Here is a 23,340-nt window from a genome sequence, read left to right on the forward strand (position 1 = left end):
TTTATATCAGTATTTTTAAAATAAACAGCAACAGTACAATCACCAGCATGCTAAACAAATAGTATTGCACTTTGCCGGTTTGAAACTTACGTGCAAAATTGCCAATACTTTGCACAATGGCTGCTATTAAATGCAAAAAGCCATCCACAATATATTTATCGGCCCAGGCGGTTAACCGCGCAGCATAGCCGCTTAATTTGGTTAGCAAATGGATAAGACCATCAATAACATTTTTATCAAACCAAAAACAGGTTTTGCCAAAACCAAGTACCGGTTTTACAAAAACACGTTTGTATATTTTATCAATATACCATTGGTTGTAGGATAGCCGGTATAAAAACCCGGTTTGTGAAAAAGCAAAGCTATTTTGTTTTACGTAGATAGCATAGGCCAGGTATAACACTACCAGGCTTATCACATTTACCAATACCGGGATAATCAAATGATAAATACTCTCGAACTTTGTTATTCGCGAAATATTCAAGCCTTTAAATAACCAGCCCTGCTCGTAGGAGAATGGGTTAAAGGAAAACAAGGGAAATAAACAGCAAACTGCTAACAACGCCAAAGGTAATTTGTACTGCCAGCCACCATCAGTCAGGTGTAGTTTTAGTTTTGGGTGGATATTGAGCAGCCTGAGATCTCCAAAGAAAACTTTGAAGATGAGCCTGGCCACGTAGAAGGCGGTTAGCCAGCTGGTGATCAATGCCGTTACCGGGATTATTTTAAGCCATAAGCTTTTGCCTTCGCTCCATTCAAATGCCTGGATCAGTATGCCATCTTTTGAAAGATAGCCGGAAGTTAAGGGCAAACCAACCAATGAAAAACCGCCAATAATAGCCGCGATAAAAGTAAGGGGCAGACGTTTGCGCAAACCACCCATGTACAGGATACTCTGCGGATCAATATCCAGGTCATTATCCTCCTTAATGTGTTGCATTTGGTGAATAACAATACCAGCCACCAAAAACAACAAACATTTAAAAAACGCGTGCGTAGCCAGATGGAAAAGTGATGAGGCATATGCCCCTACTCCCATTGCCAGGATCATAAACCCTAATTGCGATATGGTAGAATAGGCTAAAATGCGTTTCAGGTCATTTTGTGTAAGGGCGATAGTAGCCGCCATAAACGCGGTAAAGCAACCAATGCAGGCCAGTATGGTAAGCTCTGTTTCGGTGAACATGGGGTAAACCCTGCCTAATAAAAATACACCCGCGGCAACCATAGTAGCCGCGTGAATAAGAGCTGATACAGACGTTGGCCCCTCCATTGCATCAGGTAGCCAGGTATGCAGCGGAAATTGGGCTGATTTAGCTGCTACAGCTGAAAAGATGCCTGCGACAGCAATGTATTGCCAAATGGCGGGTAGCTGCCCGGTTGGCGCAATCCATAAGCCATTATTTACAACTGATTGGGCTATTAAACCCTTGTTGGCAAATAGCGTTAAAATATCAAAAGTATGGAATTGGGTAAACAGGATGATAATAGCGCTAAGCAAACCAATATCACCCACACGATTCATGATAAAGGCCTTTTTATTGGCCTGCACCGCCTTATCCTTAGTAAACCAGAAACCAATAAGCAGGTACGACGAAAAGCCCACCAGCTCCCAAAAAGCATAAAACAATACCAGGTTATCAACCACCACCAAAGCCAGCATGCTGAAACAAAAGAAGCTGAGGTAAGTAAAATACCTGCTGTACCGCTCATCATATTTCATGTAAGCAGTTGAATAAATATGCACCGGTAAAGCTATAACTGATACCAGCAACAGCATCAATGCCGAAAGATTATTCAATAATATCCCCGCATAAACCTTTGTTTGCCCAATAGTAAACCAAATATGTTGATGATGTATTTGATGATTATTCCATATGCCGGCAAATACCCTGCCTGCCAAAACACAGCTCACCAAAATAGCCAATGTAGATACCCAGCCCGAAACCTTACTTTTAACCGGAAGGCAAAAGTTTAGCAAAGTGGCAAGCAGCGGCAATGCCACAGCTGCGAGGGTGCAGGTGATGAGAATAGTGTCGATATAGCTTAATGTGTTGTTCAATGTTTATTTTGTCTGTACTAAAACTACCTCTTTCTGGTTATTAATAACTCCCTTATAAAACTTCCCCATAAAATGAACTTTCTTTATTTGGTTTTCATGAATATCAAATAGGGATTGTATTCGCTTATCTTCCACCTCCAAAGGCTGTCCGTTCAAAACATAAAAAAATTTAGAATCATCGTGTTTAGTTGAATCGAGACAGTTTTTATATTCTTTTGAAAATTTGCTCAGCGTTGCCTGGTAACTATTTTTAGCAAACGATTTGGTAATAACAACTAAAGTTCGTTTAGATTTAAATTCCTCGGACACTGATTCTTTATCGTATTTTAATGCGGTAAAACTCAATATATCTTCGGGTTTCAAAGCTGATATTTCTTTATCTGTTGATGGCTCTCCATTTAACACATAAGTTAAATTATCAAGAATTTCTTTTTTTTGTAAATCGCTTAAAGTATCCACCTTATTTAAGTCCCGGGTTGATATCAAAATCGCGCCATCGGCTGCTTGTTCCCCGTAGATATTAATCGAACCAGGAGGATGCAACATGTCAATGGCCGAAATATCTTCTGTATCAAAAGGTTTGCTATCTGCTTTATAAATGATCCCATCTATTACTATTAACGGTTTACCTTTGGCCTTTATAAGATCATAAATCTTTTGGATGGACGCATTTTTAGTTGTATCGGCTTTCTGCGCATTCGCAAATCCACCTATGTTGATCAACAATAAAAAAGAAAAAAGTAACCTATTCATCATCAATCCTTCAGGTTATTGATCTTACCCGGATCAATGGTTTTATATTTTCTATACACATTAAGTATAATAGCAAGTGCGACAGCTGTTGTAGCGGCGGCCAGTACAATAGCAAATAAGGCGAAGATCTGTCCGCTGTTATTTACCCTATCGTGTTTACCAAAGGCAACCAGGTTTAATATGGCGGCGTTCAAGATCAGTTCAATACCAATCAAAATCTGAATAGCGTTGCGTTTTGATACAATCATATACAAGCCTATGCAGAAAAGCATTACGCTTACCACCAAAAAATCGGTTAAGGTGATCATATTTTTGCCTCCTTACGTGAAAGATGCGCAGCGCCCAACAACGCCATCAGCAATAAAATGGAGATGGCCTCAAAAGGCAGCAAATACCGGGTCATTAAGTTAACGCCTATATTATCTATCATCACCGCGTTTGGGGTAATCGTGTTATTATTGGCGATAGAATCCTTTACCCAGCCCAGGTTATCCGCATCGGCCTTTAACACTACGTTAATCATCACTATAAAAAACAAAGCTGCCAGCAGTATGGCAGGTAATTTCGCCATGCTAAAGAATTTGCCCTTTTGCTGCTGAATCACATTTAAAGTTTCTTTACCAGATAGCATAAAGGCAAAAATGATCAGCACCAGTATCCCGCCCACATAAATTACCACCTGGGTTACGGCAACAAAATCAGCCAAGGCCAACACATACAAACCAGCCAGCGCAAATAGTGTTACAAAAAACACAAAGATGCTGCGTACCAGGTTTTTTGTGGATGCCGCGTACAATGCCGAAACAATGGCAATAAAACTCATAAAATAAAATAGCACCCGTACGAAACTCATGCCCCACCCTCCTTTTTTTGCATCGCGGCCAGTTTTGCAGCCTGCCTTTCGGCTTGTTGCTGATCAAACAACGCACGCTTTTCGGCAGCGACCTCTGGCGGCATGTCCGAGAACTGGTAAGTCAGATCGCTTAGCTCAAATACGGTTTTATCATATTGATTGGTCATCACGATGCACTCGGTTGGACACACAATAGTACACAGCCCACAGTACATACACTTGGCCATATCAATATCAAACTTAGCGGCATAAAGGCGTTTGGTAGTTCCATCGGATGTTTGGCCAATGGCTTCGGTAGCTTTGATAGCTTCAATATCTATACAATCAACCGGGCATACTTTGGCGCAGAGATCACATACAATACAATCGTCCATCTCTACTTCCAATTGGTAGCGGCCCACTTCAGGAACAGGTAGTTGTTGTTTGGGGTATTGGATGGTATTGGTACCTTTTTCCAATTGTTTAAAATAATTACTATCGCTTACGGTAATGATCTTCCTGTCAGAATTTGGCGCAAACAGGTGCTTCACGGTAAGGCTTAAACCTTTCCATGCTGTTGCAAAACCGTTAACTACTCTTTTAAACACTAATTATTAAACTCTAAATAATAAATTCTAAATCCTAAATTCCAAACTCTAAATCCTAAACTCTAAATCCTAAATTCTAAATCCTAAACTCTAAATTAAAAAATTCCAAATCCGAAATCGAACATCCGAAATCCGAAATTCTCTCTCCTACATAAGCCACAATCTCCATACGCCGGATATCAGCATACAGGCAAAAGCCAGCGGAGTTAGTACTTTCCAGCAGAGATTCATCAGCTGATCTACCCTAAACCGGGGCAATGTCCACCTGATCCACATTTGGACGGCCACCAACGCAAGGGTTTTTAATGTTACCCACAAAATACCGCAGCCCATGCCGGTTGTCCAGGTAGCTAAATGTACCGGACCTATGTTTGGCAATGGCGTGTTCCACGCACCTAAAAACAGTATAACTCCTATCATGGATACCAGGAACATCATAGAATATTCGGCCAGGAAAACCAGCGCGAAACGGATGCCGGTAAACTCAGTATGAAAGCCCGCCACCAGCTCTGATTCCGCCTCGGGGATATCAAACGGGGCACGGTTACTCTCGGCCAATGAAGCTATAAAGTATATAACAAACGCAATAAAAAGATGCGGGGCACGAAATATATTCCAGCTAAAAAACCCTCCCGTTTGTGTTACATCCCAAAAACCAAGAAACTTTATTTTCTCGGGCGATAGTATACCCTGTTGCATGGCTATTGCCTGCATATCCAGCGTTTGAGCTATCATCACAACGGATATAATGGCAAAACCAGCCGGGATCTCGTATGAAATAATTTGCGCGGCAGAACGCATGGCTCCCAGTATGGAATACTTGTTATTTGATCCCCATCCGGCCATGAGGATACCCAATGTTTCAATAGAGATAATGGCAAAAATATAATAGATACCGAGATTTATCTTTGATGGAATAAGGCCGGGCGCCCATGGCAATGCAGCAAAGCCCATGTAAACCGCGATAAAAATCACGGCCGGCGCCAGCATAAAAAGCCACTTATCGGCGGCGGCGGGAATGATCAATTCTTTCTGAATCATTTTCATGATGTCAGCCAATGTTTGTAAGGATCCAAACTTTCCTGTTTCTGTGGGACCAAGCCTATCTTGTATAAATGCAGAGATCTTACGCTCGGCATATACGCCAAACAAAGCGAAAAAGGCCGAAAAACTGAACAAGCCTACAGCAACAATAAAATATGTGATATAATAATTCAAGTACCTTTTTGCTTAAGCTGCAAACTTACTAAATGTTGAACTATTTTAGACGACAAGTTTAGTATATTAAATTGGTGAGTGGTTGATTGGGAGAGTGATTGATCGAGTTATATTAAGTTGAGTGGCTTTATTTTTTTTTGCGGGTTATGAAAGTGCCTGATTTTATCCTTAATTCAACCACTCACCTAATCCAACCCAATCAACCACTCACTAACACTTCACCAAATCATTAGCGGCAATAAATGTCGACGTTACCGGGGATGAAAAAAACAGCGAAGCATGATGATCAAAATCCGCGGTATCATCTGTAGTGGTATAAAACTGGTTAGTACCGTTTTTAGTAAGTCTGCTTTCCATCTCGGGATGGCGCTGAAGGTAGCTAACCAGGCTCTTTGCTACAATATCGCCCTGGGCAACTACTTTAACGTGCGCAGGCAGATTGGCCTCTATCTTATCTTTTATAATAGGATAATGTGTACATGCTAATAAAATGGTATCAATATCCGGGGATTGAGCCATAATCTCATCCAGGTACAATTTCACAAAATAATCGGCGCCGGGCTGGTCATACTCTCCGTTCTCTATAAGTGGTACCCATAGCGGGCATGCCTGCTGGTAAACTTTTACATCCGGAAAAAAATTCTCGATCTCGATAAGATATGAGCCGGATTGCACCGTACCCTTTGTGCCAAGTACCCCAATCTGTTTGGTTTTGGTATAATTGCCAATGATCTCGGCAGTTGGCCTTATCACACCAAGTACACGTTTTGTGGGGTCGACACTGTTAAGGTCTTGTTGCTGTATGGTGCGCAACGCTTTTGCCGAAGCCGTATTACAGGCCAGTACTACCAGCGGGCACCCTTGCTCAAACATCCATTGCACGCATTCCCAGGTATACTCATGTATGGTTTTGAACGACCTGTTTCCGTAAGGAGCCCGGGCGTTATCACCAAGATAAATGTAATCGTAACCCGGCAGCTGTTCAATGATAGATTTAAAAACAGTGAGGCCACCAAAGCCTGAATCAAAAATACCTATGGGTTTATTTTGCATATACAAACATAAAAAAAGCGCCCCGTAAATACGAGGCGCTCTTTTATAAATGACTAATGGTTGATATTATTTTAAACCTAATTTTAATTTCACGGCTGTCATCAGGTCATCAGCATCCGGAGATACTAATAAACTTACTTGTGAAGAATCCAATACATATGCATAACCTTTTTCTTTGGCAACTGCTTGTACAGCGGCAGTAGCTTTATCAAAAAGTGGTTTACCTAATTCATTCTTTTTAGCTTCAACTTGTTGTTGAGCGTTAGTTTGATAATCAGTCATACGTTTTTGTATATCCTGAAGCTCATTACCTTTTGCAGTACGAACTGCATCGGTCATAGTAGCCTGATCTTTTTGAAAAGCCTGACCTTTTGTAGTGTACTCATTATTCATGGTAGTAAGTACATCAATAAAGGTTTTTTGGTAAGCCTGAATCTGAGTTGAAACAGTTTTAGTTTCTGGCATTAAATCTATCAGCTGGTTAAAATTAATATGGCCAATTTTTGTCTGCGCATTGGCAAAGTTGCCGGCAAATATCATTCCTACTGCAACTAAAGCAACTTTAAATAGTTTTTTCATTTTTTTTGTCCTGTGTTTAATAATAGTTTTGTTCTGTTTATTTATTCAAAAAGTTATTTAGCAAATACTCCGGGTTTAAGCCCTAATTTGGTTATCACTTCTGCGCTCCTGTCAAACCTTGGGTTTGCATACAGCATGATCACCTCACTGTTTTTATCAAAGATCATATCCAAATCATTGCTTTCGGCCACGGCCTGCACAGCTTTAGACACTCTATCCTGAATTGGTTTAATCAAGCCAGTACTTCTTTGTGAAAGCTCACCATCGGGCCCGAATTTCTGACGTTGAAAATCCTTCGCGGCTTTTTCTTTATCTACAATTTCCGCTTCGCGGCGTTTTTTCATATCGGCCGTCATTAACACCTGGTCGGCCTGGTACGCTTTATACAAACGGTCAATTTCCTGAAAACGTCCATCAACTTCTTTTTGCCATTGATCAGACAAAGCAGCAAGTTGCTTTTGTGAAGAAGCATACTCCGGCATGTGCTTTAATATATAATCCGAATCAACGTAAGCAAAGCGTTGCGCATAAGCTCCTGCAAATGCTGTAAACGTTAAAACTGCTATTAAAATTATCTTCTTCATATTCGGTTCGCAAATTAATTAAATCCGCCGGATAAACTCTGAGAAATTGTAAAATGGAATTGCCCTTTATTTGCATCCGGGGCACCTGGAATTTTATCAAATCCATAACCATAATCTAACCCAAGCAAGCCAAATATAGGTAAAAATATTCTTGCGCCCACACCTACCGAACGTCTCACGTTAAACGGATTGAATTGACTAAAATTGTTCCAAACGTTTCCACCCTCTGCAAATGCAAGTAAAAATATGGTTGCAGACTGGCTGGCGATAACTGGATGGCGCAACTCTAATGTGTATTTATTATAGATGGTGCTACCTGTATTGCTGTTCTGATTTTCGTTTGAACCTTCTGGTACTATGGAGAAGTTTTGGTAACCTCTTAAACCGATGATTTCACTACCCTGTAAAAACTGGTAGCTCTGCATACCATCACCACCTAACTTAAAGCGTTCAAATGGTGAAGGGCCTACTTCCTTATTATACATACCCAGGAAACCAAATCTTACCTGCGACATCAGCACGAATTTACCAACCAGTTTAGAGAACCACTGCGCATCATATTTAAATTTATAATACTCTACAAAATGGTAACGCTCCTGCGGAGTGGCCACTTTATAGTTGGTATTGTTAAATAACGAATATGGAGGAGTTGCCTGAACCGTAAATTTAATATTTGAACCCTGTGTAGGGAATATTGGCGCATCTATTGAATTACGTGTTAATTCCTGTGTTAACTTGATATTGAACGAGGTACCGTTTGAGAAAAGGTAACCAGTATAGTTATCAAGGTTGTAGTGGTCAAAGTTAAGTGAGTAGTTTAACTGGAAATAGTTATCCGGCCATTTTAAGCGTTTACCCAATGTAATACCAACACCATTAATACGCAGGTTATTGTAGTACGGGCTCGATTTTGCATAATACTGCCCTGTTGAACTCCCCTGTGTATATGCTGATAATGCAAAGTAAATAGGTTTTTTACCACCTAACCATGGCTCAGAGAAAGTGAACGAAAAATTTTGATAGGTACGACCGCTTGACTGACCTCTTAAGCTTAGTTTCTGTCCATCGCCTTTTGGCAGTGGCTTGTAGGCTTTAAGGTTAAATATATTCCTTAATGAGAAGTTGTTAAAGGTAAGCCCCAGTGTACCCACCAGCTGCCCGCCACCAAAACCACCCGAAAGCTCGATCTGATCTGAAGGCTTTTCAACAACGTTGTAAATAATATCTACCGTACCATCCTGGGGGTTAATGTTGGTTGGTTTCGGCTCGGTTTTTTGCTCATCAAAGTTACCAAGCTGGCCAATTTCACGTGCGCTACGAATTAATAAATCTTTATTGAATTTTTGTCCCGGTTTGGTTTGGATCTCACGCAACACAACTTTATCGTTGGTTACATCATTACCTTTAAGGCTTACACGGTTTATGGTGTACTGCGGGCCTTCATATATACGTATATCAAGATCTACAGTATCGTTATAAACCCTAACCTGTACCGGGTCGGCATTAAAAGTTAAATAACCATCATTTAAATAAAGTGATGAAACATCATCGTTACTTGGCGTTGGGCCGCTTAATCTCTTATTTAATTCGTCCTCGCTAAATACATCACCCTTTTTAACGTGTAATATTCTTTCTAATAACTCCGTACTATATTTTGCATTACCAGACCACCTTACTTTACCAAAGTAATACCTTGGGCCTTCATAAACTTTAATTTTTACGTTAACAGTATTATCATCATGCTTCCAAACAGAATCGCTTACCAACTCGGCATCACGATAACCTTTGGCCTGCATCTTTTCAATAAGGTTTAACTTATCTTCTTCGTATTTATCCTGTTTGAATTTTTTTGATCCAAAAAGATTATACCATTTCTTTTTACGGGTTTTACTCAAATAACCTCTCAAATCGCCTTGCGAAAAAGCTTTGTTACCTTCAAATGTAACATCGTTAATTTTCACCTTGGTCTTTTTGTCAATTTTTACATCGAGTATAACACTGTTAGCATCTCCGGGATCTTTACGCTGCGTCATTACAACAGCGGTGTTCATAAAACCTTTTTCGTTAAAATGTTTTTTGATGATAGCCGATGTAGTGCTCAGTAAATTCTCGTTGACAATTTTACCGGTCTTATCTGTTAATTTTTTCTGTACATCCTCTACTTCACCTTTGCGGATACCTGTTATGTGCAGGCGTGACAAACGCGGGCGCTCAACTACAACTATTTCAAGATAAACGGTATCAAGATTAATTTTGGTGATGTTTAACTGCACATCATCAAATAAGCCTTGCTCGTATAATTTCTTTATTACCTCGGCATTGCGTTCGCCTGGTAAATTAATACGGTCGCCTTTGGTTAATTTTGAAAGCAATATCAAATTATCCTTATCAAGATATTTTACTCCACTTACGGTAATACCACCAATGATGTAATCGTGCGGATTAAGGTAACTTAAACTATCGGCCGGTATCTGTTTTGTGAGTGGTTGCCTCGGCGCGTTGGAAACCTGAGCAAGGGCAGCAGTACCAAAAACAGAGAAAAGAATAGCAAAAAGAAATTTATACATTCGAATATTTTAGTGGGCTAAAATTAATTTATACAGTTGTTAAAAAGTGTTAAAAGGAAAAATTTAGTTAACCTGCTCACTTGTCATACCAAAACGACGCTCGCGTTTTTGATAATCAAGTATGGCTTCGTACAAATCTTCCTTTCTGAAATCGGGCCATAGCTTGGTTGTAAAATACAACTCGGCATAGGCAATTTGCCATAATAAATAATTACTTATCCGATACTCGCCGCCGGTTCTGATCAGTAATTCAGGATCGGGCATATCGTTGGTGAATAAATTCCGTTCAAAAACAGCTTCATTAATACCTTCCACTTCCAACTCCCCGCTTTTTACCTGTATGGCTATGTTTTTAGCCGCCTGTAAAATCTCGCGCCTTGAACCATAGCTTAAGGCCAGCGTAAGTACCACCCCTGTATTTAATGAAGTTTTTTGCATGGCCGCATTTAACTCTTTTAAGCATTTCGCGGGCAGCATGTCCAAATCGCCAATGGCATTTAGCTTAATATTATTTTTCATGAAACCGGCAATTTCCTTATGAATGGTACTCACCATAAGTTCCATGATGGCCATAACCTCAAATTTGGGTCTGTTCCAGTTTTCTGACGAGAAGGTATATAGTGTAACGTATTTTATACCCAGTTTATCTGCGCCCTCAACAACATCCCTTACAGATACCACTCCGTTATGATGACCAAATACCCTTAACTTGCCTTTCTCTTTTGCCCAACGGCCGTTGCCATCCATAATGATAGCTACATGTTTTGGCAATCTTAACAAATCAATCTGATCCAAATATTCCATATTACTCATTATCAAAAACCGGTGTAATGGCTTATAAAAGACATGCTTTTGTTTTTATTTTTATCAACGCCATGCCTAATAAATATTTGTTTTTAGACTAATCGACCTTAAAAATTATCCTGCTACAGCGTTATTTATATGCCGAATTGCCGGTTTTTTCAGGGTACAAAGGTAAAACTTCCTTTGTATTTTTTTAGTATGCAGCAATAAAAGAAAATGTTATTATAAATATTGCCTGTAAATGTCATTAAAAACACATAAATAACATTTTCTGGCCCTGTTTATTATGGTTTAAAACAACTTTAAATGCAAAAAAGGCATCTATGATCCCTAAAAATTGATCACGATGCCCTGTAAATAAAGCGCGGTATTTAGGTTTGGTACCCCTTTTAATCAGCTGCTAATAAACACCTTTTTGTTTTAAAGCCTCCACATCCTGGGGGGCTATATCAACAATAGAATATATTTGAGTTTGGGTAATATTTAATTCATCTAAAGTATTAACTACATTGCTGTATACCGAATGGTTACTGGGCTTTACCAATACAATCATATTTTTGCCCGTTTTATTTCTGATCATTTTGCTGGTTTCAATAAGTGCCTGCCTTAAACCATTTTTACCAAAGTTGGTAATTGATGGCGCAATCACCGGATTTTTCAATTCGCCAAGGTACCACATCACCCGGTCGCTTTTACCAAGACAGATGGTAAGGCTACGACTGGCAGGCACGGGATCGCCAAGGCTGCCATCTGGCATGGCTAAAGGCATGGCCTTTGGCTTTGCAAGCGTAGTTGTCATTATAAAAAAAGTGATGAGCAGGAAAGCCAGATCAACCATTGCGGTAAGATCAACGCGGGTGTTCATTCTTTTACGTCCGCGGGTAGATCCTGATTTTTGGGGAGAGGAATTTAATTCGGCCATGATTTTATAGTTTAAGGTTAATAATCACCAGTATTAAATACCGATCATTAACCTTAAAACGAATTATAAATTCATATATTATAAAATAACAAAATTAAATTCCGTTATAAAAAAATAAATAGAATTAAATTTCGAACACATCAATAATAACACCGCTGGGTAACAAAGGTATAGGAGATACTAAACCCAACCAGGAAATAGGTATCGCGGGGCTTAAAATCGCCGCGCTGTGTTCCAACCGAACCAATGTAGGTTCCGGTTCGCTCGCCAGATCTGTCAGATAGTGCCCTGGCAATACCATTAAGCTTGCTTTTATCAGCATATACGCTACTCACATCATCCAGGTAGTCTGTAAACGTATAGCGATATCCAATATCTGCCGCCAGGTTAAACTTTCCGGCAATATTGTACTTTATACCAACTCCATAAGGGATCACCGCAGTATGGCCTCCGTACGGCTTTGGTTGACCTTCTGTTTTTAACTCTCTCAAGTCAACAGATGCCCCGTTATAAATAGTACGCGGCGCATAGGAAGTGAGCCCGATACCGGCATATATAAATGGGGTAAATTTATTAGGGCCTGCATCCGGGATATATTTCAGGAAATTGAACTCGCCAATTGCACTGATCTCTTTTACCCCATCAGTAAAACTTAAATTACGATCACGAAATTGCTGGCTGGATGATGTACTATCGGCAGCACCAAACTTCCCGTAACTAAACGTTAGTCTTGCTGAAAGGTATCCATCAAAATTTCGTTTTACAAACAAGCCGCCGGATATGCCGCTTACTTTTACAGGGTTATTGATATTTAAATCACCAATATAGCCAGCACCGCCTAATGAGCCGCCTATCTCCCAGGTTTGTGCCTGCAAATGATACGAAAACAGTAAAAGGAAAACAAAAAGTAAAATTTTAGGCATCAAGCAGTTTTAATAATTACGGGCATCCAATCCCCATAATAGTTTGTTCCTTAACGTTGTTAAATAACTTTCATTATTTAACCGGATCAAATTTAGCTGAAAACCGGCTTTCTCCACGTGAAACTTCATCGTTTCATCCATAACAGCCATCCTTGAATCGCAGGATACCAGGTATTTGGAGCTTCGGGTTTCTACCTCAAAACATAGCTTGCTGTTATCCGGCAATATAATTGGCCTCACATTTAAATTATGGGGTGACACCGGGGTAACTACAATACTGTTTGATTGTGGGAAGATGATAGGACCGCCACAACTTAAGGAATATGCTGTTGAGCCTGTTGAGGTTGATATAATAAGCCCATCGCCCCAATAGGAGTTTAAAAACTCATCATTTAAAAACACATGGGTGATAATCATGGCGGCATCGTCGCGCTTGTGGATAGTTACATCATTAAGCGCGAAGTTATCTTCCCCAAAAATGGATGACTTTGAATCTATTTTCAGCAGTTCGCGGCAATCAAGTGTAAATTCCTTATTCACTACCGCGTGTATGGCAGCGTTTATATCGCTTTTATTTACACTGGCTAAAAAACCCAGCCTGCCAAAATTAATACCAATAACAGGAATGCCAGAATCGCGGATAACGGTAACCATATCCAGCAGGGTGCCATCCCCACCCAGTGTTATAAAAACATCTATAAAACCTTTTAACGAGTCGGTACTTTGTAAAACATTATATACTACACCGTTAATTTTATCCTGAAGATATTCGTTGAGCAGATGATGTACGTAGATCTCGACATTGTGTTGGGCCAGGTTATCAAATACCTGTTGTATATAAGGGATTACAGATGGTTCATTAAATGGCCTGCCGTAAATTGCTATTCTTTGGTTCATTAGTTCATCGGTTCATTGGTTCATTGGTCTTTTGCGCGGGAATGGTAGTTCAGTCGTTCATGGGCCGGCGTTTATACCTGCCTTTTGATAATATATTATTGATATACTTTACTGATCTGCTTTAACTTTGGCATTTTTTCCAATAAACTTTAAATATGCATTAAGTTTGAGATGGATGGATTGAAGTTTCTCAAATAGTGAATTAAATTGATCTTCATTTATCAGGTTCCTGTTTTTTGATTTTATTAGCCACCCTTTTGTTTCTAAAATTGAGCCACGGCTAAAAAAACAAAAATTTCGATTTTCTTTAAAGTGGTATCGGCCATATCCCTCAGCAATATTAGCCCCTATAGAATCAGCAGAGCGTACTATTTGTTTACCCACGGTATCTTTTGCAAAATATTCCCAACCACTAATTATCATCCAAATTTCGTCGCTAAAACCTTCGGCTAATTGATATACCTCTAAATCTTCAAGACTATAATAACTCATATTGATCAATCAATCACAAAACTATTGAACTTTTCACCAATGAACTAATGAACCAATGAGCTAATGAACTAAAGGTTAAGATAATTCATAAGTGAATCGTAACGATCTCTGCCTTTATCGTTATGATCGGTATTGTTAAAGGTTGCCTTTACGTCATATTCATACCGCAGGAAAGTGGCGATAATGGTTGAGATATCCTGCTTATTAACCTTAAGGGTTACTTCCATCCGGGTTGAATCGGGAAATGTTTGAACGTATGAACTCAGCACCTGGGCATTGTCAGATTCTACTATCTGCGCCATATGCGCCAGCGAGTTGTTTTTATTGTTGATTTCGAGTACGATAATCCCCCCGGGTTGTGATACAGAGGTGATCTGCGCAAAATATTCAGTTATAGCATTTATGGAGATTAGGCCCAGGTAATTTTGTTTAGCATCAAGCACCGGCACAACCGTGAGCTGGCGTTCATGAAACATGCGAATCACATCATAAATATGCTGATCTTCCAGCACGTAAGGATTAACAAGCGAAAGCGCCAACGATCCTATTGATGCCTGGTAATCGCTTTCGCCTATCAGATCATCCTCGGCTACTAAACCTAAAAACTGTTCTTCATTTACAATTGGCAAATGCCTCACGCGAAACTCCAGCATACGGTCATATACCTTCTGTATACTATCAGAGGTATGAACCGGGGGTATCACATCAGCTATCAGCTCAATTGCTATCATGTTATGCTTTTACTTTTAATTTATCTAAAAATGCGCTAAACAAAACGTTAAACTCCTGTGGCCGCTCCATCATTGGGGCATGGCCGCATTTATCAATCCAGTGCAATTCAGAATCGGGTAATAATTCATTAAACTCAACCGCAACATCGGGCGGTGTAATTTTATCATCTTTACCCCATATTAAACAAACAGGCAAGGTCATTTTATGAAGATCTTTCTTCATGTTATGGCGGATAGCTGATTTTGCCATCGCCAGCAACCTGATTACGCTATGCCTGTCATTTATCAGTTTATGTATATCATTAACCATTTCATCAGTTGCAATGGCCGGATCATAAAAAGTATACTGCACCTTTTCTCTCACAAAATCAATACTTTCGCGGCGCGGAAACGAACCACCAAAAGCATTTTCATATAACCCCGAACTGCCGGTTAAAACCATGGCCTTTACATTTTCGGGGTGTGCTAAAACATACACTAAAGCTACGTGCCCTCCAAGCGAATTACCCAGCAACGTAATATTGCTCAGGTTTTTAAACTTGATAAACTTATGTACAAATTTTGATAAACTTCTTACACCAGTAGTTAAAAGAGGCATATCATAAATTGGAAGTATTGGTATTATTACGCGGTATTGGGATTTAAACTCCTCAACTACGCCATCCCAATTACTTAATGACCCCATTAAACCGTGCAGTAGTAACAGCACCTCACCTTCGCCCTCATCGATGTAACTAAAACCGTGTTCCTCTTTAAGCACGAAATCCATATAAATTATTAATATTAATTTTCAATTAACTATACCAAAACCCGTTTCAGTATAAAAATATGTTAATTCGCTATAAATTTAATCTATTGCGAATGACTTGCAACAATTATAGTAATAATTTATCAATGTAGATATTAAGCTTACATTGTTAAATTAATAACTATCCCAATAACTGCCTCACTACCTCTGATATAGTTTTACCATCGGCTTTGCCCGCAAGTTCTTTATTGGCAGTACCCATAACCTTACCAAGGTCTTGTATCGACGTAGCTCCAATCCTGCTGATCAGTTCCTGAAGATAACCTTCAATTTCAAAACGGGTCATTTGCTGGGGTAGGTAAGGCTCAATCACGCGCATTTCCTCCATTTCAATTTCGTATAGATCTTCCCTGTTTTGAGTGCGGTAAATATCTGCCGATTCTTTACGTTGTTTGATCAGTTTTTGAAGTACTTTAATTTCAGCTTCCTCAGTAAGTTCTTCGGCTGCGCCTTTTTCGGTTTTAGCCAGTAACAAGGCCGATTTTATAGCACGCAGCCCTCTAAGACGATCAGGTTGTTTTGCCAACATAGCCAGCTTTATATCCTGGTCTATTTGTGTGATTAATGACATGTATTTTAATTTTAGATATGCAGATTTCAGATATGCAAACGTGTTAACAAATGCGCAAATTTCAGATGTGCAAATGTGCAGATTATAATTTCAGATGTTCATACTTTTTTTCATCTGCACATCAAATCATCATCTGCACATTATTTTCGATATATATTCACAGCAGTAGCTTGCGCTGTTGGCATGATCACCAGGTCGTTGATATTTACGTGTGCCGGCCTCGATGCTACAAACCAAATGGTTTCTGCAACATCTTGTGCTACCAACGGCTCAAAGCCATCATAAACTTTTTTAGCGCGTTCCTTATCACCCTTAAACCTAACTTCAGAAAACTCCGTTTCCACAGCCCCCGGGTGTATAGCAGTAACCTTTATACCATGAGGCAACAGATCAATACGCATACCCTTGTTTAACGCATCAACAGCGTGCTTGGTTGCGCAATAAACATTACCGTTAAGATAAACTTCTTTGCCGGCTATGGAGCCTAAATTAATAATATGCCCCCCACCATTAGTTATCATCCAGTTTGATACCATGCGGCTTACATAAAGTAAACCCTTTATGTTGGTATCAATCATCGTTTCCCAATCATCAACATTACCGTTTTGTATAGGATCAAGGCCCTGGCTTAAACCAGCGTTATTAACTAACACATCAACCAGCTTCCATTTTTCGGGCAAGCCTTCCAGGTTTTCAATCACCTGCTCACGGTTGCGCACATCAAATGATAAAATGGCAATCTCCACATTATAAGTTTCATTTAACTGTTCGGCTAATTTTTCAAGCCGGTCTTCCCTCCGGCCGGTTAGTATCAGATTATAACCCTCACGGGCAAATACGTGTGCGCATGCCTCGCCAATTCCGGCGGTTGCACCTGTAATTAAAGCAATTTTAGTCATAATAGTAGGATAACTATAGGAGCGAAATTATGTTTTTTAGTTTGAATTATTGTTGTTCTGAGGTAATGTTACTTAATGCGGCTGTTATGCCAAACCTGCCTGTTCCTGGTGAGCAGTGGCCTGCGCCCTATCCTTCAACAAGCTCAGGGTAGCACTTATCTATCTACTCAAAAAACAAACTAAACATAACGGTATGTAAAGACAACTTACTGATAGGGCTTGAAAATGGATGATTTTCTGGAACCAATATATTACCAAAGGAGTTGGATACCTTAATTTGGGGCGAGAGCTTAAAAAACTCAAAATAAATATCACAGCCAAGGCCCGCTTCATAGGAGCTAAATCCACCGGCATTTTTCACCAGTTTATCCATGGGACCTAAATTGGCATCATTTTTTTTGGTGCCGATGGCTTTGGTGTATTTAACGCCGCCTAAAATATAGGCCCTGAAATCGCCCAGCCTGTCAGATTTTAATTTGAAAGACAACGGAATATCCACCGAGGTGGTTTGAAGCTGCTTAACCTGGTTTTGATCGGGGTTGGCATAGGTATACGTTAAATTACGATCGGCAAAAACAAGCGATGGTGTTATTCGTACTTCAAAATGCTCGGTTAATGTATAGCGTGTTAAAAAACCGATAGCAAAACCAGGTGTACCCTTTGGACTGATGCTGTTTAACGAATCGGTTATATATTGATTGTTGGTTGCATCAAAAAAAGGCTTACGCCAATCGGGCTTCTTTACTATTTTAAAATCGCTGCTAACATAACTAAAGCTAAAACCAAAACTCAGGTCTTGCTGGTCGGCACCTCCGCCCCATGCCGGTACATTCTGCGCCAGCAAAAATTTGCAGCAAAACATAAGGCATACAACTAAAAGGCACCGTATTTTGATCATTTAACACCAGTGTAAATAGAACAGATACCAAACGCCAATGGCCTGTGTTTGGTATTTTTAAAGCCTACTTTATCCATTAAAGCAACAAAACTCTTTCCGTCCGGAAAAGCCGCCACTGACTCGGGCAAATAGCTATAAGCTCTTGAATCCTTACTAAACAACTTGCCTATGCCCGGTGTAATATAATTGAAGTAAAAATTATACAGCTGTTTTACCGGGAAAGCTTTGGGCTTTGAAAACTCCAGTACCACCGCTTTGCCACCCGGTTTTAGCACCCGTTGAATATCAGCCAAACCAATTTCCAGGTTCTCGAAATTACGAACGCCATAAGCAACCGTAACCGCGTCAAAAGCATTATCATCAAAAGGCAGCTTTTCCGAATCGCCAAGTTTTACTTCAAACTTATCGCCAAGACCTCGTTTCTGGATCTTTTGCTCTGCGATATCCAACATGCCGCGGGAAATATCCACACCAATTATTTTATTGGGTTTTAACGCTTTCAAGGCTTCAAAGGCAAAGTCGCCTGTACCTGTGGCTACATCCAGAATTAGTTTTGGTTGATCCTTTTTTAATTCGTTTATCGCCTTTTTACGCCAGATGATATCAATCCCCAACGACATAAAATGGTTCAAAAAATCATATGTTTTTGATATATTATTAAACATATCCGCCACCTGCTCTTTTTTGGTAGCTTGCTCATTGTTGTACGGAGTTATGGTTTTGCTCATTTTTTTAGTGGTAGCAAAGATAGTGATTGTATCATGATTGCGTTTATTTGGATGTATTAAGTTGATTGGCTTGTGTAAATGTTAAGTCAATTCCTTAATTTTAAAAGCCAATTCTTTTAAACCAGTTCGTAACCGGTCTCTCCCCAAAATGGAGCGGCCCTATTTTATCGGTTCTCATAAATTAACTAAAGCATATAAGTTTAAGCCTTATCTATGAAAGAAAAACAAGAATCATCCCGCAGAAGTTTCATTAAAAAACTAACCACTACAACCGCTGCCGTAGCCGTTGGAAGCAACCTGTTCGCTTCCGAAAATACGGTAAAACCATTTGCCATACTCAAAAGGCAATTGGGCTATGAATTGAATGACCAGATCAACATTGCCCTTATTGGTGCAGGTGGCATGGGCAACAGTGATACGGATACAGCCCTTAAAATTCCAGGTGTAAAGCTGGTTGCCGTATGTGATTTATATGACGGCCGCCTTAAAGATGCCAAAGCCAAATGGGGTGCTGATATTTTTACCACCCGCGTTTATAAAGAGATCCTGAACCGTAAGGATATCGACGCCGTAATTATTGCCACTCCCGACCACTGGCACCAGCAAATTTCTGTTGATGCCATGCACGCTGGTAAACATGTATACTGCGAGAAACCAATGGTTCATGCCATTACCGAAGGTCCGGCTGTAATAAAAGCGCAGAAGGAAACAGGTAAAATATTCCAGGTGGGCAGCCAGGGCGTATCATCATTGGGTAATGAGAAAGCGCATGAACTGTTAAAAAGCGGGGCTATTGGCCAGCTCAATTATGCCGAGGGCTTTTGGGCCCGTCGCGAACCGCTGGAAGTTTGGCAATACCCTATCCCGGCCGATGCATCACCGCAAACTGTGGATTGGGAAACCTATATCAGCAATACCAAAAAACGCCCGTTTGATGAGAAACGCTTTTTCCGCTGGAGAAACTATACCGATTATGGCACGGGTATGGCAGGCGATCTTTTTGTGCACCTGTTCTCCAGTCTGCACTTTATAACGGATTCTGTTGGGCCAAACAAGATCTATGCATCGGGTGGTTTACGTTTCTGGAATGATGGCCGCGAGGTACCTGATGTATTGCTGGGCACTTTTGATTATGGCAAAACCCAGGCACATCCAGCCTTTAATCTTTCTTTACGCTGCAACTTTGTTGATGGCACCAGCGGTACTACTTACCTTAAACTGGTAGGCAGCGAAGGTTCTATGGATATAACCTGGGATAAAGTTACCCTGAAAAGGAACAAGACCTTTGCATCCGACGATCCTTTTTACCTCGATAAACTGAAAAAAGCAGGCGGCAGCTATACCGAGCGCAAAAGAATGCTGCCACCAGAAGAGATTACCTATGATGCCGATAAGGGCTACATGGGTGGGCCTTATGACCACATGAATAACTTCTTTAACGCCATCAGAAACAATGGCAAGGTAACGGAGGATGCCATATTTGGGTACCGTGCCGCCGCTCCTGCCCTGTTATGTAACGATAGCTACTATAACAATAGCCCTATGTTTTGGGATCCGGAAAAAATGCAGCTGGCGAAAAAGAGTTAAGACGAAAAACTTTATAGTTACTAAGACAAACACATTAGCAAGTTATGAAACAACAACTAAAAAAACTTGGTTTGGTGATGGCTGCCGCAGCCTTGGTTTGCGTGCAAACATCAGCCATACCGGTAAAAACACGCCCTCATCCAAAAAAATCACATGCTAAAAAAGCCGAGTGGGTAAAACTATTCGATGGTAAAACATTAAATGGCTGGCATGGCTTTAATAAAAAAGGAGAAGTGAAAAACTGGACCATAGTTGATGGCGCCCTGGTATGCTTAGGTGCAGCCGCAGGCGATACCGGGGGCGATATTGTTACCGATAAAGCCTACACTAATTTTGAACTGGAATGGGAATGGAAAATTGATAAAGGCAGCAACAGCGGTGTGCTTTATCATGTTATTGAAGACCCCAAATACCATGCTACCTATGATACCGGCCCCGAATACCAGATTATAGATGATGAAGGCTGGCCAGACAAACTGGAAGAGTGGCAAAAAACAGGCTGCGATTACGCCATGCACCTGCCAAACACACTTAAAAAAGTAGAGCCAATTGGTAAATGGAACATCAGCAAAATTGTATTCAATAATGGCCATGTAGAGCACTGGCTCAACGGATCAAAAATAGTTTCATTTGAGGCATGGACTGATGATTGGACCAAGAAAAAAACCGAAGGTAAATGGAAAGATTATCCCGATTATGGCACGGCTAAAACCGGCCTAATTGCCCTGCAGGATCATGGGCATAAAGCTTATTTCAGAAATTTAAGGATTAAGGAGTTGTAACACGACTTAAGGATTTTACAAGATTAACAGGATTGTATGTCACGCCCGGTTCTCGGCAGATAATACAAATCCTGTTAATCTATTTTAATCCTCAAAATCACGTTTATTTAGCCAATGCCAGAAGCCCTTCAATATCCAACCTTTTGGTAAACATCGTCATGTCGCCATTTTCGTCAACCGGCCAGTTTTCTTTTGGTCTGTCCCAATAAAGTTCAACACCGTTTTGATCCGGGTCGTTTAAATAAATCGCTTCCGATACCCCGTGGTCTGATGCTCCTGTGATGGTATATTTGGCATCAATGAGCCTTTGCAGTATTATCGCCAGATCCTTTCGTTCGGGATATACAATAGCAGTATGGTAAAGGCCGGGCGCATACGCTGGCGCTGGTGAAGCCCCTTTACTATGCCAGGTATTTAAACCTATATGATGGTGATACCCACCGGCAGATATAAACGCAGCCTGATCGCCATACATCATCATTTTATCAAAGCCCAGTAAACCGCAATAAAAATCAAGTGATTTTTGCAGATCACTAACCTTTAAATGTACATGACCTATGCGGGTTTGGGCGGGTATTTTATATTCGTTCATTATATTACATGTTTAAACATCAAATTTAACTATAATTGCATTTATATTTGTTTATCTATTGTAAAACAAGCAGTAGCAAATATATGGTTCAAAGCTGATCAACTTTATCGGTCATCAGCGCACCAGTAAAAAATATTACCTTTGCAGCATGATTGTTAAAACGGCCGAATTTATTTGCAGCAATACCCAGATTTCCAAACTTCCGCCGCCTATTAAGGCGGAGTACGCGTTTATCGGGCGCTCAAATGTGGGCAAATCATCCCTTATCAATATGCTAACGCAAAAAAAGGGATTAGCAAAAACGTCACAAACACCCGGTAAAACCCAGCTTATCAACCATTTTTTTGTTAATGAAAGCTGGTATATTGTTGATTTACCTGGTTATGGTTATGCCCGGGCATCCAAAACAAATAAGGCCAACTGGAACAAATTTATCCATAATTACCTTGATAAACGCGAAAGCCTGCAATGTGTAATGGTGCTGATTGATAGCCGCCTTGAGCCGCAAAAGATAGATATTGAATTTTGTAACTGGCTGGGCGAAAAAGGCTTATCGTTTGTACTGGTATTCACCAAGGCCGATAAACAATCAAGTGTAAAAACCGACCAAAATATCGCGAAGTTCAAAAAAACTTTAACGGAGACCTTTGAGGAGTTTCCGCAATATTTTGTAACATCTGCCGAACTTCAGGTAGGTCGTGATGAAATTTTAGGTTTTATAGATAATATAAATAGAAGTTTTGTGATACCACATTTTGAACCAAGGGATTAATATAACGGTGTTGTAATTAACAATTCCCCTCTTGAGAGCGGGCGCGGTGGAGCGTGTGATGGCAGGGGTGTGTTATGCGCAATAAAAATATGGGATAGGATAGTATCCGATTCCCCTCTTGAGAGGGGGCGCGGTAGGCAGTGTGATGGCAGGGGTGTGTTATGCGCAATAAAAATATGGGATAGGACTTGAAATGGCAAAAGTTCATTAAACCATAAAAGCATTCGACATAAAATAAAAGTAAAGCATATTTATGCCGCGTAAAATAATACCATACAATCCCAAACTAAAAGACTTAGCCCGCAAGCTAAGAAACGACAGTACTCTGGGCGAAGTACTACTTTGGAATGAATTGAAAACAAAACAGTACTTTGAATATGATTTCCACCGGCAAAAACCACTGTTAAATTATATTGTAGATTTTTACTGCAGCGAGTTAAATTTGGTAATTGAGATAGATGGGCATTATCATAATCACGAAGAAAAAGTAGAAGCAGACCGGCTAAGAGATCTGGAACTTACAAAATATAATTTAACAGTGATCCGTTTTAGCGAGATGGAAGTAAGAAAAGACATTGTTAATGTATTAAGAACTATCGGGAGGCATGTTGTAGAACACACCCCTTACCCCTCTCAAGAGGGGAACCTATAGTACAAATAAAAATGCTGGGGATCCCT

At 40.2% G+C, this 23,340-nt stretch carries 26 protein-coding genes; 4 read left to right on the forward strand and 22 right to left on the reverse strand.

Annotated features, from left to right (window positions below):
* Position 1: 1 nt before the first annotated feature.
* The 21 genes from AC1DYB_RS21130 to ubiE form a co-directional block, all read right to left on the reverse strand.
* On the reverse strand, positions 2-2,062 hold the full coding sequence (locus AC1DYB_RS21130) for an NADH-quinone oxidoreductase subunit 5 family protein (protein WP_477437761.1): 2,061 nt from the start codon (positions 2,060-2,062) through the stop codon (positions 2-4).
* 3 nt (positions 2,063-2,065) lie between these two features.
* Entirely contained in the window at positions 2,066-2,818 is a 753-nt protein-coding gene (locus AC1DYB_RS21135) for a hypothetical protein (protein WP_477437763.1), read from the reverse strand.
* Entirely contained in the window at positions 2,818-3,123 is a 306-nt protein-coding gene (nuoK, locus tag AC1DYB_RS21140; protein ID WP_477437765.1) for an NADH-quinone oxidoreductase subunit NuoK, read from the reverse strand. Before nuoK ends, AC1DYB_RS21135 begins: the two co-directional genes overlap by 1 nt.
* Complete coding sequence (locus AC1DYB_RS21145) at positions 3,120-3,638, reverse strand: NADH-quinone oxidoreductase subunit J family protein (RefSeq protein ID WP_477437767.1); 519 nt, start codon at positions 3,636-3,638, stop codon at positions 3,120-3,122. Before AC1DYB_RS21145 ends, nuoK begins: the two co-directional genes overlap by 4 nt.
* Before the next feature lie 26 nt (positions 3,639-3,664).
* Positions 3,665-4,255, reverse strand: a complete 591-nt coding sequence (locus AC1DYB_RS21150) for a 4Fe-4S binding protein (RefSeq protein WP_477437769.1) — start codon at positions 4,253-4,255, stop codon at positions 3,665-3,667.
* Between the two features lie 147 nt (positions 4,256-4,402).
* Positions 4,403-5,473, reverse strand: coding sequence for an NADH-quinone oxidoreductase subunit NuoH (gene nuoH, locus AC1DYB_RS21155; RefSeq protein WP_477437771.1), 1,071 nt, complete (start codon positions 5,471-5,473; stop codon positions 4,403-4,405).
* A gap of 210 nt (positions 5,474-5,683) precedes the next feature.
* The gene (gene murI / locus AC1DYB_RS21160; RefSeq protein ID WP_477437773.1) at positions 5,684-6,526 is read right to left on the reverse strand and encodes a glutamate racemase; all 843 of its coding nucleotides are present in this window, start codon (positions 6,524-6,526) and stop codon (positions 5,684-5,686) included.
* A gap of 66 nt (positions 6,527-6,592) precedes the next feature.
* Entirely contained in the window at positions 6,593-7,105 is a 513-nt protein-coding gene (locus AC1DYB_RS21165) for an OmpH/Skp family outer membrane protein (protein ID WP_295720899.1), read from the reverse strand.
* A gap of 53 nt (positions 7,106-7,158) precedes the next feature.
* Complete coding sequence (locus AC1DYB_RS21170) at positions 7,159-7,689, reverse strand: OmpH/Skp family outer membrane protein (protein ID WP_295720900.1); 531 nt, start codon at positions 7,687-7,689, stop codon at positions 7,159-7,161.
* Between the two features lie 14 nt (positions 7,690-7,703).
* Positions 7,704-10,256 (reverse strand): outer membrane protein assembly factor BamA, encoded by a 2,553-nt coding sequence (gene bamA / locus AC1DYB_RS21175; protein ID WP_295720901.1) that lies wholly within the window; start codon positions 10,254-10,256, stop codon positions 7,704-7,706.
* A gap of 63 nt (positions 10,257-10,319) precedes the next feature.
* The gene (locus AC1DYB_RS21180; RefSeq protein WP_477437776.1) at positions 10,320-11,060 is read right to left on the reverse strand and encodes an isoprenyl transferase; all 741 of its coding nucleotides are present in this window, start codon (positions 11,058-11,060) and stop codon (positions 10,320-10,322) included.
* A gap of 400 nt (positions 11,061-11,460) precedes the next feature.
* A complete protein-coding gene (locus AC1DYB_RS21185) occupies positions 11,461-11,982 on the reverse strand; it encodes an ExbD/TolR family protein (protein ID WP_295720902.1) in 522 nt (173 codons plus the stop codon).
* Between the two features lie 140 nt (positions 11,983-12,122).
* Positions 12,123-12,905, reverse strand: coding sequence for a type IX secretion system protein PorG (porG, locus tag AC1DYB_RS21190; protein ID WP_477437778.1), 783 nt, complete (start codon positions 12,903-12,905; stop codon positions 12,123-12,125).
* A gap of 9 nt (positions 12,906-12,914) precedes the next feature.
* Positions 12,915-13,802: an NAD kinase gene (locus AC1DYB_RS21195; RefSeq protein WP_477437780.1), complete on the reverse strand. Its 888-nt coding sequence runs from the start codon at positions 13,800-13,802 to the stop codon at positions 12,915-12,917.
* 108 nt (positions 13,803-13,910) lie between these two features.
* Positions 13,911-14,294, reverse strand: a complete 384-nt coding sequence (locus AC1DYB_RS21200) for a four helix bundle protein (protein WP_477437782.1) — start codon at positions 14,292-14,294, stop codon at positions 13,911-13,913.
* Between the two features lie 68 nt (positions 14,295-14,362).
* Positions 14,363-15,025, reverse strand: coding sequence for a CBS domain-containing protein (locus tag AC1DYB_RS21205; protein WP_477437784.1), 663 nt, complete (start codon positions 15,023-15,025; stop codon positions 14,363-14,365).
* 1 nt (position 15,026) lies between these two features.
* On the reverse strand, positions 15,027-15,794 hold the full coding sequence (locus AC1DYB_RS21210; protein WP_295720907.1) for an alpha/beta fold hydrolase: 768 nt from the start codon (positions 15,792-15,794) through the stop codon (positions 15,027-15,029).
* A 160-nt stretch (positions 15,795-15,954) separates the two neighbouring features.
* Positions 15,955-16,404, reverse strand: a complete 450-nt coding sequence (locus tag AC1DYB_RS21215; RefSeq protein WP_295720908.1) for a GatB/YqeY domain-containing protein — start codon at positions 16,402-16,404, stop codon at positions 15,955-15,957.
* Between the two features lie 140 nt (positions 16,405-16,544).
* Positions 16,545-17,303 carry an SDR family oxidoreductase gene (locus AC1DYB_RS21220; RefSeq protein WP_477437786.1) on the reverse strand — a complete coding sequence of 253 codons (759 nt, stop codon included), beginning with the start codon at positions 17,301-17,303 and terminating at the stop codon, positions 16,545-16,547.
* A 163-nt stretch (positions 17,304-17,466) separates the two neighbouring features.
* Positions 17,467-18,201 carry a type IX secretion/gliding motility protein PorT/SprT gene (porT, locus tag AC1DYB_RS21225; RefSeq protein ID WP_477437788.1) on the reverse strand — a complete coding sequence of 245 codons (735 nt, stop codon included), beginning with the start codon at positions 18,199-18,201 and terminating at the stop codon, positions 17,467-17,469.
* Positions 18,198-18,929, reverse strand: coding sequence for a bifunctional demethylmenaquinone methyltransferase/2-methoxy-6-polyprenyl-1,4-benzoquinol methylase UbiE (gene ubiE / locus AC1DYB_RS21230; protein WP_477437790.1), 732 nt, complete (start codon positions 18,927-18,929; stop codon positions 18,198-18,200). Before ubiE ends, porT begins: the two co-directional genes overlap by 4 nt.
* A gap of 213 nt (positions 18,930-19,142) precedes the next feature.
* On the opposite strand from ubiE, the gene AC1DYB_RS21235 reads away from it, so the two are divergent.
* Both AC1DYB_RS21235 and AC1DYB_RS21240 read left to right on the forward strand, forming a co-directional pair.
* Positions 19,143-20,516, forward strand: coding sequence for a Gfo/Idh/MocA family protein (locus AC1DYB_RS21235; RefSeq protein ID WP_477437792.1), 1,374 nt, complete (start codon positions 19,143-19,145; stop codon positions 20,514-20,516).
* 44 nt (positions 20,517-20,560) lie between these two features.
* Positions 20,561-21,298, forward strand: a complete 738-nt coding sequence (locus tag AC1DYB_RS21240; protein WP_477437794.1) for a 3-keto-disaccharide hydrolase — start codon at positions 20,561-20,563, stop codon at positions 21,296-21,298.
* Positions 21,299-21,401: 103 nt separating this feature from the next.
* On the opposite strand, the gene AC1DYB_RS21245 is transcribed toward AC1DYB_RS21240, so the two are convergent.
* Complete coding sequence (locus AC1DYB_RS21245) at positions 21,402-21,890, reverse strand: VOC family protein (protein WP_477394159.1); 489 nt, start codon at positions 21,888-21,890, stop codon at positions 21,402-21,404.
* Positions 21,891-22,038: 148 nt separating this feature from the next.
* On the opposite strand from AC1DYB_RS21245, the gene yihA reads away from it, so the two are divergent.
* Together yihA and AC1DYB_RS21255 are read left to right on the forward strand one after the other, a co-directional pair.
* A complete protein-coding gene (yihA, locus tag AC1DYB_RS21250; RefSeq protein WP_477437796.1) occupies positions 22,039-22,662 on the forward strand; it encodes a ribosome biogenesis GTP-binding protein YihA/YsxC in 624 nt (207 codons plus the stop codon).
* A 253-nt stretch (positions 22,663-22,915) separates the two neighbouring features.
* Positions 22,916-23,314 carry an endonuclease domain-containing protein gene (locus tag AC1DYB_RS21255; RefSeq protein ID WP_477437798.1) on the forward strand — a complete coding sequence of 133 codons (399 nt, stop codon included), beginning with the start codon at positions 22,916-22,918 and terminating at the stop codon, positions 23,312-23,314.
* Positions 23,315-23,340 lie beyond the last annotated feature (26 nt).

It is taken from the genome of Mucilaginibacter sp. P2_A4 (assembly GCF_056405015.1).

Coding starts and splice junctions, on each gene's coding strand:
- murI (WP_477437773.1), bottom strand. CDS start 6,526: ATGCAAAATAAACCCATAGGTATTTTTGATTCAGGCTTTGGTGGCCTC.
- yihA (WP_477437796.1), top strand. CDS start 22,039: ATGATTGTTAAAACGGCCGAATTTATTTGCAGCAATACCCAGATTTCC.
- AC1DYB_RS21210 (WP_295720907.1), bottom strand. CDS start 15,794: ATGGATTTCGTGCTTAAAGAGGAACACGGTTTTAGTTACATCGATGAG.
- bamA (WP_295720901.1), bottom strand. CDS start 10,256: ATGTATAAATTTCTTTTTGCTATTCTTTTCTCTGTTTTTGGTACTGCT.
- porG (WP_477437778.1), bottom strand. CDS start 12,905: ATGCCTAAAATTTTACTTTTTGTTTTCCTTTTACTGTTTTCGTATCAT.
- AC1DYB_RS21255 (WP_477437798.1), top strand. CDS start 22,916: ATGCCGCGTAAAATAATACCATACAATCCCAAACTAAAAGACTTAGCC.
- AC1DYB_RS21170 (WP_295720900.1), bottom strand. CDS start 7,689: ATGAAGAAGATAATTTTAATAGCAGTTTTAACGTTTACAGCATTTGCA.
- porT (WP_477437788.1), bottom strand. CDS start 18,201: ATGATCAAAATACGGTGCCTTTTAGTTGTATGCCTTATGTTTTGCTGC.
- AC1DYB_RS21215 (WP_295720908.1), bottom strand. CDS start 16,404: ATGTCATTAATCACACAAATAGACCAGGATATAAAGCTGGCTATGTTG.
- AC1DYB_RS21180 (WP_477437776.1), bottom strand. CDS start 11,060: ATGGAATATTTGGATCAGATTGATTTGTTAAGATTGCCAAAACATGTA.
- AC1DYB_RS21220 (WP_477437786.1), bottom strand. CDS start 17,303: ATGACTAAAATTGCTTTAATTACAGGTGCAACCGCCGGAATTGGCGAG.
- AC1DYB_RS21195 (WP_477437780.1), bottom strand. CDS start 13,802: ATGAACCAAAGAATAGCAATTTACGGCAGGCCATTTAATGAACCATCT.
- AC1DYB_RS21165 (WP_295720899.1), bottom strand. CDS start 7,105: ATGAAAAAACTATTTAAAGTTGCTTTAGTTGCAGTAGGAATGATATTT.
- AC1DYB_RS21185 (WP_295720902.1), bottom strand. CDS start 11,982: ATGGCCGAATTAAATTCCTCTCCCCAAAAATCAGGATCTACCCGCGGA.
- nuoK (WP_477437765.1), bottom strand. CDS start 3,123: ATGATCACCTTAACCGATTTTTTGGTGGTAAGCGTAATGCTTTTCTGC.
- AC1DYB_RS21240 (WP_477437794.1), top strand. CDS start 20,561: ATGAAACAACAACTAAAAAAACTTGGTTTGGTGATGGCTGCCGCAGCC.
- AC1DYB_RS21245 (WP_477394159.1), bottom strand. CDS start 21,890: ATGAACGAATATAAAATACCCGCCCAAACCCGCATAGGTCATGTACAT.
- AC1DYB_RS21205 (WP_477437784.1), bottom strand. CDS start 15,025: ATGATAGCAATTGAGCTGATAGCTGATGTGATACCCCCGGTTCATACC.
- AC1DYB_RS21235 (WP_477437792.1), top strand. CDS start 19,143: ATGAAAGAAAAACAAGAATCATCCCGCAGAAGTTTCATTAAAAAACTA.
- AC1DYB_RS21145 (WP_477437767.1), bottom strand. CDS start 3,638: ATGAGTTTTATTGCCATTGTTTCGGCATTGTACGCGGCATCCACAAAA.
- ubiE (WP_477437790.1), bottom strand. CDS start 18,929: ATGAGCAAAACCATAACTCCGTACAACAATGAGCAAGCTACCAAAAAA.
- AC1DYB_RS21200 (WP_477437782.1), bottom strand. CDS start 14,294: ATGAGTTATTATAGTCTTGAAGATTTAGAGGTATATCAATTAGCCGAA.
- AC1DYB_RS21135 (WP_477437763.1), bottom strand. CDS start 2,818: ATGATGAATAGGTTACTTTTTTCTTTTTTATTGTTGATCAACATAGGT.